This is a genomic window from Picosynechococcus sp. PCC 8807 (assembly GCF_001693295.1).
GTDB lineage: Bacteria > Cyanobacteriota > Cyanobacteriia > Cyanobacteriales > MRBY01 > MRBY01.
In genome coordinates, this window is record NZ_CP016483.1 from 3,048,773 (window position 1) to 3,059,495 (window position 10,723).

9 protein-coding genes are annotated in these 10,723 nt (G+C 50.2%); 6 read left to right on the forward strand and 3 right to left on the reverse strand.

Annotated elements, in window-relative coordinates; genetic code table 11:
- Nucleotides 1–53: 53 nt before the first annotated feature.
- The gene (gene yvcK / locus AWQ24_RS14580) at nucleotides 54–1,472 is read right to left on the reverse strand and encodes a gluconeogenesis factor YvcK family protein (RefSeq protein ID WP_065717242.1); all 1,419 of its coding nucleotides are present in this window, start codon (nucleotides 1,470–1,472) and stop codon (nucleotides 54–56) included.
- A 405-nt stretch (nucleotides 1,473–1,877) separates the two neighbouring features.
- On the opposite strand from yvcK, the gene AWQ24_RS14585 reads away from it, so the two are divergent.
- The 4 genes from AWQ24_RS14585 to AWQ24_RS14600 all read left to right on the forward strand — a co-directional run bounded on the left by AWQ24_RS14585 (nucleotide 1,878) and on the right by AWQ24_RS14600 (nucleotide 6,269).
- Nucleotides 1,878–2,558: an MBL fold metallo-hydrolase gene (locus tag AWQ24_RS14585; protein WP_065717243.1), complete on the forward strand. Its 681-nt coding sequence runs from the start codon at nucleotides 1,878–1,880 to the stop codon at nucleotides 2,556–2,558.
- Between the two features lie 72 nt (nucleotides 2,559–2,630).
- On the forward strand, nucleotides 2,631–3,167 hold the full coding sequence (locus tag AWQ24_RS14590; RefSeq protein WP_065717244.1) for a rhodanese-like domain-containing protein: 537 nt from the start codon (nucleotides 2,631–2,633) through the stop codon (nucleotides 3,165–3,167).
- 54 nt (nucleotides 3,168–3,221) lie between these two features.
- Nucleotides 3,222–4,073: a sulfite exporter TauE/SafE family protein gene (locus tag AWQ24_RS14595; RefSeq protein ID WP_232318836.1), complete on the forward strand. Its 852-nt coding sequence runs from the start codon at nucleotides 3,222–3,224 to the stop codon at nucleotides 4,071–4,073.
- A 369-nt stretch (nucleotides 4,074–4,442) separates the two neighbouring features.
- A complete protein-coding gene (locus AWQ24_RS14600) occupies nucleotides 4,443–6,269 on the forward strand; it encodes an EAL domain-containing protein (RefSeq protein WP_232318913.1) in 1,827 nt (608 codons plus the stop codon).
- A gap of 107 nt (nucleotides 6,270–6,376) precedes the next feature.
- Here AWQ24_RS14600 and AWQ24_RS14605 read toward each other — a convergent pair whose 3' ends face one another.
- Both AWQ24_RS14605 and AWQ24_RS14610 read right to left on the reverse strand, forming a co-directional pair.
- Entirely contained in the window at nucleotides 6,377–6,772 is a 396-nt protein-coding gene (locus AWQ24_RS14605; protein WP_065717245.1) for a hypothetical protein, read from the reverse strand.
- A gap of 130 nt (nucleotides 6,773–6,902) precedes the next feature.
- Nucleotides 6,903–8,540 (reverse strand): VWA domain-containing protein, encoded by a 1,638-nt coding sequence (locus AWQ24_RS14610; protein WP_065717246.1) that lies wholly within the window; start codon nucleotides 8,538–8,540, stop codon nucleotides 6,903–6,905.
- A gap of 156 nt (nucleotides 8,541–8,696) precedes the next feature.
- On the opposite strand from AWQ24_RS14610, the gene cysS reads away from it, so the two are divergent.
- Nucleotides 8,697–10,115: a cysteine--tRNA ligase gene (gene cysS / locus AWQ24_RS14615; protein ID WP_065717247.1), complete on the forward strand. Its 1,419-nt coding sequence runs from the start codon at nucleotides 8,697–8,699 to the stop codon at nucleotides 10,113–10,115.
- Between the two features lie 79 nt (nucleotides 10,116–10,194).
- Nucleotides 10,195–10,668 carry a nitrate reductase associated protein gene (locus AWQ24_RS14620; protein ID WP_065717248.1) on the forward strand — a complete coding sequence of 158 codons (474 nt, stop codon included), beginning with the start codon at nucleotides 10,195–10,197 and terminating at the stop codon, nucleotides 10,666–10,668.
- Nucleotides 10,669–10,723: the final 55 nt, after the last annotated feature.

The following is a 10,723-nucleotide window of genomic DNA, read 5'->3' on the forward strand; positions in this document are numbered from 1 at the left end:
CCTCCAGGGGAGAACACCCTCCGGCCTAGCGGCCACCTTCCCCAGGGAAGGATCTATTTGGTGGGGGGATGGGCCATTTTAGTTTGGACTTCGGCGGCGCGGCTAAACCAACGTACCAACATCCCCGCTAGACGTTCGTGGTTGTGGCGGACATAGCCTGTGTCTGGGTCTTCGTCCATGATGTTGGCAATCACCACCCGTCGCCTTAGTCGCCCCACTTCTTCGCGGTCGAGAAATACAGGGTGGGAACGTTCGAGGGCATATTTACGGAGGGCCGCTTCCGACGGCGATCGCTGGTGGACAAGGACAGCATCAAAGAGTTTTTTGCCACAGGCGCGGTCAATGGCCTTGATGTGGTCAGCGACGGTATAACCATCGGTTTCCCCCGGTTGGGTCATGATATTGCAGACATAAATCCGGGGGGCACCACTACGGGCGATCGCCTCGCGAATTTCCGGGACTAACAAATTGGGGATCACGCTGGTATAGAGGCTCCCCGGCCCCATGATAATAAAGTCGGCTTCTTCAATGGCCTTGACTGCTGCGGGGAGGGCTGGCGGATTTTCGGGCCAACAACCCAACTCCATAATGTGTCCCCCAGCCTCTGGAATATTAGACTCCCCTTCTATAACTCGGCCATCGGCCATCCTCGCCCAAAGCTTCACATCACTGAGGGTCGCTGGCAAAACTCGACCGCGAATCGCCAAAACCTTGGAACTAGCCAGCACCGCCTGTTCTAAATCCCCAGTAATTTCACTCATGGCCGTGAGAAATAAATTCCCAAAACTATGGCCCACCAACCCATCACCAGCCTTAAAGCGATATTGAAACAATTCCGTAAGGAGTTTTTCTTCGTCCGCAAAAGCCGCGAGACAATTACGAACATCTCCCGGTGGTAGGACGCCAATCTCCCGGCGTAGTCGCCCCGAAGAGCCACCATCGTCGGCCACAGTTACCACTGCGGTAATATTGCTGCTGTATTTTTTTAGGCCCCGCAACAGGGTAGAAAGACCCGTCCCACCACCAATGGCAACAATTTTCGGCCCTTTATTTAAGCGCCGGTGGTTGTGGAGCATATCAACTAGTTCTTCGTCCCCATCGGGATTTAGCACCGTGGTAATTGCCCCAAAGGTGCGATTTTGGCCCCAGAAAATCAGACTCAAACCAGCGGCGATCGCCACTGGCCCAGAAATATTACTCGGAACCACCGCCGTTAACCATTGCAGGAGTGCGCCCATCAAAGCCAACAGCCGGGAAACAGGGGTTAAATTCAGCCAAATCGCCAACCCCAACGCCGTAAATAGAACCCCCAAAGCACTCATCAAGAGCCATCGCTTGACCGAGAGACCCGGCATCATCCATTTGAGCCAATGGTTGAGGCGATGTTGTGGGTGATTTTTAGTGACTGCCATTGGTCGTGGATAGGCCCGGAGGTTTTTGCGGAAAGGACGACGAAATGGGTTGATCAGCATAATGGTGCATCGTTGAACAGCAGAGTCACCCCAGGGGGAGCATTGCTTAGGGTTGTTAAAAAAAAGAACACCCCAAGATCAAACAGGAAAAGAACCCCTTTTTTACAAAAATTTCCAGAATTTTTGCTTAGGTCTACCATAGGGCGGAATGGCGCTTCTGAATGTAACAAACTCCACGCCTACACCCTTGATTTGCGGGGTAATAGTCAAATGATGGGCAGCATTTAGATTTTTGGTGGACTGGCCCCGTCACCATGAGTATAGGCATTTAAACGGGGGGAGCGAGGGGAAATTTCCCCCAGAAACCTAAAAAAAGCCTAAAATTTTCTATCGATAAATTACTTTTTAGTGATATACTTATGTTTAACGACCAGCTTAGTCACTCAGCTGCTGTCTTTGTGAACCATGCTCTTTCGCCAACTTTTTGACTACGAAACCTATACCTACACCTATCTTGTGGCTGATCCTGAAAGTGGTGAGGCGGCCTTAATCGACCCCGTGATTGAGCAAGTGGATCGGGATCTTAAGCTTCTGCAAGAACTGGGTTTGACGTTAAAGTATTGTCTCGAAACCCATGTCCATGCTGACCATGTGACGGGGACGAGTCGGCTCCGGGAAAAAACGAACTGTTTGGGAATTGTTCCCCAGGGAGCAGAAGTCGCCTGTGCGGATCGTTCCGTTACCGATGGGGACGTGCTCAAGGTCGGTGCCATCGAAATTCAGGCGATCGCCACCCCGGGACACACCGATAGTCACATGGCCTTTTTAGCAAATGGCACCCATCTATTCACGGGGGATGCCTTGTTTATCCGGGGCTGTGGCCGTACCGATTTCCAGAGTGGTGACGCGGGCACCCTCTACGATTCGATTCAAAAACTATTTCGTTTACCCCCCGAAACCTTGGTTTATCCGGGCCATGATTATCGCGGGCAAATGGTTTCGACCATCGCTGAAGAAAAGCAATTTAACCCCCGCCTCAAAGGCGATCGCCAAGCCTTTGTTCACCTGATGGATAACCTCAATCTCCCCGACCCGAAAAAGATTATGGAAGCAGTGCCCGCAAACCAAGCCTGTGGCAATGTTTAACTCTTTTTCCCTGGCAAGCAAGCCATTTTTCGTCTCGGATTACACCCAATCATCACCATTTTTTTTAGTGCAATGACTACTACCCAACAACAACGATTACTTGAACTTTCACCCGCCGAGTTTGCCACCCAGGTCAATTCTCCCAATACCGTCGTTTTCGATGTGCGCGAACAGGCTGAATACGCGAGAGAACACGTGGCGGGGGCACAAAATATTCCCCTGTCTCGCTTGACCGTAGACACCGTGCCCCAGACAACGAAAAATGTGATCCTTTATTGTCAAAGCGGCAATCGCTCCCGACGGGCGGCAGAACTATTCTTTGCGGCAGGCTATTACCAAGTGGCCCATTTTGACGGCGGATTTACGGCCTGGAAGGGCGCTAACTTGCCCTACAACGAAGATAAAAAAGCGCCTTTACCGATGATGCGCCAGGTGCAAATTGTCGCCGGGGGCCTAGTCCTCGCCGGTACATTACTAAGTGCGTTTGTCTCCCCTTGGTTTTTGCTCCTCACCGGATTTGTCGGCTCTGGGTTGATGTTTGCGGGCTTTACGGGCTTCTGTGGCATGGCGAAAATTTTGGCCCGTCTCCCCTACAACCGAGTCAAATAGATTTAACGAACGACATTGCTCCCCACAGTTGCTGGGGGCTTTTTTTTGGAGGATATGATGCAGCTCTTGGGATATTTTTTAGCGGCTTGTATTGGAATCAGTCTGGGCTTGATGGGGGGCGGTGGTTCGGTGTTGGCGGTGCCGATTTTGGTCTATGTGATGGGGGTTGACCCGAAAAGTGCGATCGCCATGACGTTGTTTATCGTCGGCATTGTCAGTGCGGTGGGTTTGGTGCCCCACTGGCGACAGGGCAATATTAACTTGAAAAAAGCGGGTATTTTTGGCTCGGCGACCATGGTCGGGGCTTTCCTGGGGGCGCAGTTAACCCGGTTGCCCTTCATCACAGGGACGGTGCAGCTATTGCTGTTTGCAGTGATGATGTTGATCGCGGCGATTTTTATGATTCGTAAAAGTGGCAAGGCGATCGCCCACCAAGCAAATGAACCACACCTCGAAGATTATCCGGCCCCGGTGTGCCGTTACTGTTGGCTGTGGTTGCTCACGGAAGGTTTGGGGATTGGCATTTTGACGGGGCTAGTGGGGGTTGGTGGGGGCTTTGCGATTGTGCCCGCCCTGGTGTTACTCGGTAAGACGAAAATGAAAGAGGCGGTGGGCACTTCCCTGGTGATTATTGTGATGAATGCGATCGCCGGATTCCTGGGTTACTTTGGCCAGGCTGATGTGGTTTTTGATTGGCATCTGATGGTGAACTTTACCTTTGTGGCGAGCCTGGGAATTTTGCTCGGCGGCTACAGTGGGCGCTATTTCAATGCAAAACAACTCCAAAAGGGCTTTGGGTATTTTCTCTTGGCGGTGGCGGCTTTTATTTTGTTTCAACAGCGCGATCGCCTACCCCGGTTGACTACCTTGCCCGAAACGACTGTGGCGATCGCCCAACAGAAATAGACAATTCCCTTAGCGAAAGCAATCTTTTGGTTTTAATTTTCCACGGAAAAAAATTAGAGCAGATACCCCAGATTTACTTTTTTCCCATCACCGTGTTACATTTCTACACATAACGCCTTTGATTTTCATAAACCAAAATTAAGGCGAGCCAACATTTTTCGCGCGTAGCCACCCCGCTAGTCCGAGGTTTGATCCCGAACCTCCAACGTTTTTGAGATAGCAATTGGCATCTACAGCGCAATGATTGTGGCACTTAATGAAAGAAAACATTCTTACAGAAACAGCGAACATCCAATTATCTGATGGCAAATAGCTTGGTTTCTTTCCCCGAAAAAATGTTCCACCAACGCCCTGAGATGCTGAGTGAATATGTCTCCTAACAACCTTCCCGTCCAAAATGATGTTTCCTCTGGCCTGCAAAATCCCGGAGAAATCACGACGATTCTCGTCATTGAAGACGACTACGTTATCCGTAAACTGACTCGAAGAATTCTTACGAATGCTGGTTACATCGTTATCGAAGCGAGTGATGGTGAAAAAGGAGTTCAGGCAGCCAAGGAATATCACCCGGATCTCATCATCTGTGATGTGATGATGCCCCATTTGAGTGGTTATGACGTTTTGGCACGGCTCCAGCAACAAGAAGCAACGGAAATGATTCCCTTCATTTTTTTGACGGCCCAAGCAGAGGGTCAGCAACTCCGCCAGGGAATGGCATCCGGAGCCGATGATTATTTGATGAAACCGATCCAAGCTGCAGAACTCCTCAAGGCTGTCGAAGTACGTCTCAATAAATACTCCAAAGTCAAACAATACTATTCCGAGCAGTTAAACCAACTGAGTGAGAAAGATAGTCTCACTGGTCTACCGAATCAAAATAGGATCACCTATGCTTTTGAAAAGGTGGTGGCACAGCTACCCCTCGGTCAAGAAGATAGTGAGACAGTGCCCTCCACTCCGCTTCTCTCCATTGGTCTAGACCGCTTTCAACTCCTTAACGAATACCTTGGCCACGGTATTGTCAGCGCTTTACTCAAGCAGGTGGGCGATCGCCTACAACAAACCTTAGAGAAATACGGCACTGTCGTTAGTCTCAACACTTCAGAATTTTGTGCGATTCTTCATCCCCTAGAACATCGCCGCGAAGTCGTCAACATTGCCGAAGAAATCCTCGCGGCCTTTAGCTCCCCCTTTACCACAGAAGACCAACAGGATGTCTTTATCAGCCTCAGCATCGGCATCGCCCTCTACATCAGAGATGGCATTACCCTTGATGAACTGCTCAGTAATGCCCACACAGCCATGTTGCGAGTTCAAAAACAGGGGGGCAATCAACACGCTTTTTATTCCGTAGCAATGAACGTGGGCCGCTTGAATACGGTTTCCCTCGAAGCCGATCTGCGGCAAGCTCTCGAACGCAACGAACTCGAAGTTGTTTACCAGCCGAAGATGAACTTGCAAACGGGCAAGGTGGTTGGTGCCGAAGCCCTCTTACGCTGGTTTCACCCAACCCGTGGTTTGGTTTTGCCCAATCAATTTATTTCCCTGGCCGAAGAAACCGGTTTGATCATCCCGATTGGGGAATATGTCATGGAAGAAGCCTGTTGCCAATTGCGTCGTTGGCAGCTTGCGGGCCTCAAGGACTTTTATATGTCCATCAATCTTTCGGCGAAACAGTTTACCCAACTCAATCTGCACCATCGCCTCAGCCAAATTATTATCAACAATCAATTGCAACCCCAAGATATCCAACTGGAATTGACAGAAAGCACCCTCGTGAACAATGGGGAAGTATCGATACGACGTTTAAAGGCCTTGCGGTCTTTGGGTTTGAAAATTGCTTTAGATGATTTTGGCACGGGTTACTCTTCTTTAAGCTATTTGCAGCAGTTTTCTTTTGATACCCTCAAGCTAGATCGCTCCTTTATCCATGGGATTCATCGGAACCATGTTAATGCAACGATTATCACCGCAATTATTGAAATGGCCCACAATCTCAACCTTAAGGTAGTTGCTGAAGGGGTTGAAGATGAGGGAGAGTTGGAATTTTTGACGCGATTTAACTGTGATGAAATCCAGGGCTTTTTGTTTAGTCGTCCCATCAAAGCAGAGGAGTTTTTGAGCTCTCCTTTCATGGATCTGGAGCCCTATAGTTCTCCTTTTATGGATTTTGAAGCCTATACGGATGTTGCTTAGGTAACCGAACTGTTTCTTTGAACTCGCTTAAATCAAATCAAGAAATAAGATCACCCCGGTCAAAGTTTTCAGAAAACAGCACCATGGTGATCTTGTTTTTTTGTGAGTTATCTTCCGGGCAGACCCAAATGCATTTTTTGAATAGCAGGAAGGAGAAGTTCTGCCTGGGGTTGGGGAGTCGGGGTCACAATAGTGCCGGGTAGACAAGGGCCAAGCTGGAAATTGACTTCCTGGGGCCGGGGTTGCCAACCTTCTGGGCAGGTCAGAGGTTTAGGTTGGGCTTGGGCTGAGGGGAGCGGTGTTGCAACCATGCCAGGGTTAATCGGCCCGGTCGGTGTTGTTCTCAGCCAACAGTGGTGCTGGGGTAAATTACTTGGACAGCCGACAGAAGGCAGGGGACCAGTACTAGAAAGGGGGGCGGCATTCGCACTAAAGCCACTGCCCATTAGAATCATGGTGCCAAGCATTAAACCTTTGCCAATGGTGCGTCGTGTGATTTTCATTGATCTGTTCTCCGAAGGATATGTTTCATTTCGTGGTGCTATGTAGTGGCCAGGTAGCAGACCCTATGCACTTGGCGATCGCCTGACCCACAACCTACGGGAGAACACAAAACTGCGTCGGTCTTCTTCCTTAAAAATTCAAAGCCTGGGCCGTTTTAACCAGTTGGATAAATTCACTGCGATAGCCTTCGGGATCTGCTCCTTTGCTGCCCTGGGCCAGTTCTAAAACTTGATCAAAGGAACTTTCGCCACGGTAGGGGGAGTCCCGCAATAGCATCCCAAATTCCGCTACCGCCGCCGCAAACCGAAAATCTGGAGAGGCTTGATCTAAGGGTGTACTGTCATTGGCGATCGCCTGGGTGATCAGTGCCGAATTATCGCCAGTGGGGGGTTTATAGCGGAGCTTCAATTGCAGCAATTCTCCGGCAAAATTTCCTGGATTTGGCTGGGTCTCTTGATATTTCAAATCATCCACCGTCGGCAACTCCACGGGCGAATCAATGCCCACCGGCACAATTTCATAGAGAGCCGTCACCGTATGGCCAGCACCCAATTCCCCCGCATCTTTGGTATCGTCATTAAAATCCTGGGCCGCTAACAGACGATTTTCATAACCCAACAGGCGATAAGCTTGCACCTGGGCCGGGTTAAATTCCACCTGAATTTTTACATCCTTTGCCAAAGTTAGAAGCGTGCCACCCATTTCCGTTACCAGCACCTTTTTCGCTTCAAGGATGTTGTCAATGTAAGCGTAATTTCCATTGCCATTATTGGCGAGCTGCTCCATCTTGGCGTCCTTGAGATTGCCTGTACCAAAGCCCAGCACCGTGAGAAAAATATCTTGTTCGCGTTTTTGTTCGATCAGACGAATTAGTTCTGCATCGCTGGACATCCCCACATTAAAATCACCATCGGTGGCGAGGATAATCCGATTATTGCCATTGTCGAGAAAATTTTCCGCCGCCTCCTGGTAGGCCAGTTCGATGCCTTCACCACCCGCTGTGGAACCGCCTGCTTCTAAATTATCTAAGGCCGCCAGAATGGTTTCCTTTTCGGCCCCAGACGTCGAGGGCAGAACTAAACCCGCTGCCCCGGCATATACCACAATGGAAACGCGATCCTCCGGGCGCAGCTCATTTACCAATAACCGAAAAGCTGACTTGAGAAGCGGCAATTTATCGGGATCATTCATCGACCCCGACACATCAAAGAGAAACACCAAATTGCTGGGGGGGAGGGCTTCATTTTCAATTTCCTGGCCTTTAATGCCGATGCGGAGGAGCTGGTGCTGGGGTTGCCAGGGAGCCTGGGAGAGTTCGGTGTTAATGGCAAAGGGTTGATCGTCCGGGGCCGGATAGTCGTAGGTGAAATAGTTAATCATCTCCTCCAGACGCACGGCATCAACGGGAGGAAGCTGACCATCATCTAAAAAGCGACGCACATTACTATAGGCTCCGGAGTCTACATCAAGGGCAAAGGTAGACAGTGGTTCGGTGCGCACCAATTGGAAAGGATTATCACGGATGAGGTTGTAGTCCTCTTGGGAGAGATCCGGCACTTCCTGGGGAATGTCTCCATCGGGGGGTGGCATCACCGGCATGGACTCCGTTTCTGCCACTTGGGGGGCCATGGCATCCATCCCTGTTTCCGGACTTCTTTGGGAGGCCATCTGACAGCCCGCGAGGATCTGTCCCCCTAACAAACAACCACTGAGGAGGAGGGTGAGGGAACGTTGGGACAACGGTTTACGAGATGATGAAGTGGCCATGGGCTGACCTCCAGGAGAAGAATTACCTTCAACCTAACACCGTCTTTTGGGGCGATCGCCTAGGTTCAAAAAACTGTAACGGCAGGACTCAATGGGGATTGAATTCCCTGGGCAATCGTGGGTTAGAATGAAACACGCTCAACGCCAGTGCTTACCATGTCCCTCAGTCTTTACAATACCCTCCATCGCCGTTCTGAACCCTTTGAACCCCTCGAAGCTAATCGGGTGCGGATGTACTGCTGTGGGATTACGGTATATGACTATTGCCACCTGGGTCACGCACGCACCTGTTTGATCTGGGATGTGGTGCGACGTTACTTGCAATGGTCAGGCTATGAGGTGCATTACATCCAAAATTTCACTGATATTGACGACAAAATTCTCAATCGGGCGCGGGCAGAAAAAAGTTCCATGGGGGCGATCGCCGAAAAATTTATCGAAGCCTATTTCGAGGATATGGAAGCGCTCCACATTCAACCCGCCGATGAATATCCTAGGGCAACCCACAGTTTAGATGGGATTCAAAAGCTGATCCACGACCTCGAACAACGGGGTTTTGCCTATGCCTCCCAGGGGGATGTGTACTATGCGGTGCGCAAGTTTGATGGCTATGGGAAACTCTCTGGCCGCAAATTAGATGATATGCAAGCAGGGGCTAGCGGTCGTGTCACAGAAGATCCTGATGCGCCGAAAAAACATGACCCCTTCGATTTTGCCCTCTGGAAAGCCGCCAAAGCAGGAGAACCTGCCTGGGATTCCCCCTGGGGAGCAGGTCGCCCCGGTTGGCACATCGAATGTTCGGCGATGGTGCGCGATCGCTTAGGGGAAACTATCGATATCCATGTGGGGGGCAGTGACCTCATTTTCCCGCACCACGAAAACGAGATCGCCCAGTCGGAAGCCGCAACGGGTCAGCCTTTAGCAAAATATTGGCTGCACAATGGCATGGTGAAGGTGGAAGGGGAAAAAATGTCCAAATCCCTCGGCAACTTCATCACGATCCGCGACCTCCTGCAAAAATATGACCCGATGGCCGTGCGCTTGTTTATCCTCCAGGCCCACTACACTAAGCCCCTGGATTTCACCGACGAAGCCCTCACCGCTGCGACCAAGGGCTGGGAAACCCTTAATGATGCGCTGCTATTTGGGGCAGAACATTTGGATACGAACAATATCACTGCCGACAAGGGCATCCTGGCGAAATTTAAAGCGATTGTTGACAATGATCTCAATTTTTCTGGCGGCTTGGCGATTCTCTTTGAACTGGCGAAAGAACTGAAAAAAGAGAAAAATATCCTCGTCCACGAAGGTAAACTTCAGCAAAATCCGCAAATTCTCGCCTCTCTTTGGCTCACCCTTAAGGAATTGGCCGATATCCTCGGTTTTGTCCCGGAAATAAAGCAACAGGCCGCTAGTTTAACCGATGCTGAAATTGAAGACTTGATCCAACAGCGTAAGGACGCCCGCGCCAATAAAAACTATGCAGAAAGCGATCGCCTCCGGGATTTACTCACCGAAAAAGGAATTGTGCTGGTGGACAAACCAGGCGGTATTACCGAGTGGCACCGGGAGTAAAAAAAGAACTCTTAGTCCCCCTTATGAAGGGGGATTTAGGGGGATGTAAATTCTCAAACTTTTACTGAGGCAAAATCCCATGACAGATTTCTTTGGGTTCGAGCAGGACTTCCTTGCATCGCTGCGCTGCATTCCGATGATCATGCGCTACAAACTCGATACCTGTGGCGTCAAAATGAAACTCGACCATTGGCACAAACTCACAGAGGCCGAAAAAACGCAATTGATTCAGATGCCCTGTGAAACCCCTGCTGAGGTGCAGTTCTACCACGAAACGCTCCAAGGACTGATTACAGAGAAAACTGGCACACCAGCCAAAGTCCTAGCCATTGACCCAAATCCCCCTTGGCTACAAACGGAAATTCCCGCCCAAGTGCTTGAAAAAGCCCACAGTTGCAACGTAGAAATTACTCCCGATCAATGGCAAAATTTAACACCCCTGCAACGGTTTGCCCTACTGAAGCTGAGTCGCCCCAGTCACGAAAATCATAACTTTGTCCCCGCTCTACGAGAATTTGGGGTGTTGCCAGGGGTTCACACTGAGAAAAATTGAGCTACATTGAAAAGCCCAACCCCCTGTTCCCGTCTATTTTGTAGGATCAATCACG

What these genes read in the sequence shown, in the direction of transcription:
- yvcK (WP_065717242.1), bottom strand. Translation starts at nt 1,472, where the DNA reads ATGCTGATCAACCCATTTCGTCGTCCTTTCCGCAAAAACCTCCGGGCC.
- AWQ24_RS14585 (WP_065717243.1), top strand. Translation starts at nt 1,878, where the DNA reads ATGCTCTTTCGCCAACTTTTTGACTACGAAACCTATACCTACACCTAT.
- AWQ24_RS14590 (WP_065717244.1), top strand. Translation starts at nt 2,631, where the DNA reads ATGACTACTACCCAACAACAACGATTACTTGAACTTTCACCCGCCGAG.
- AWQ24_RS14595 (WP_232318836.1), top strand. Translation starts at nt 3,222, where the DNA reads ATGATGCAGCTCTTGGGATATTTTTTAGCGGCTTGTATTGGAATCAGT.
- AWQ24_RS14600 (WP_232318913.1), top strand. Translation starts at nt 4,443, where the DNA reads ATGTCTCCTAACAACCTTCCCGTCCAAAATGATGTTTCCTCTGGCCTG.
- AWQ24_RS14605 (WP_065717245.1), bottom strand. Translation starts at nt 6,772, where the DNA reads ATGAAAATCACACGACGCACCATTGGCAAAGGTTTAATGCTTGGCACC.
- AWQ24_RS14610 (WP_065717246.1), bottom strand. Translation starts at nt 8,540, where the DNA reads ATGGCCACTTCATCATCTCGTAAACCGTTGTCCCAACGTTCCCTCACC.
- cysS (WP_065717247.1), top strand. Translation starts at nt 8,697, where the DNA reads ATGTCCCTCAGTCTTTACAATACCCTCCATCGCCGTTCTGAACCCTTT.
- AWQ24_RS14620 (WP_065717248.1), top strand. Translation starts at nt 10,195, where the DNA reads ATGACAGATTTCTTTGGGTTCGAGCAGGACTTCCTTGCATCGCTGCGC.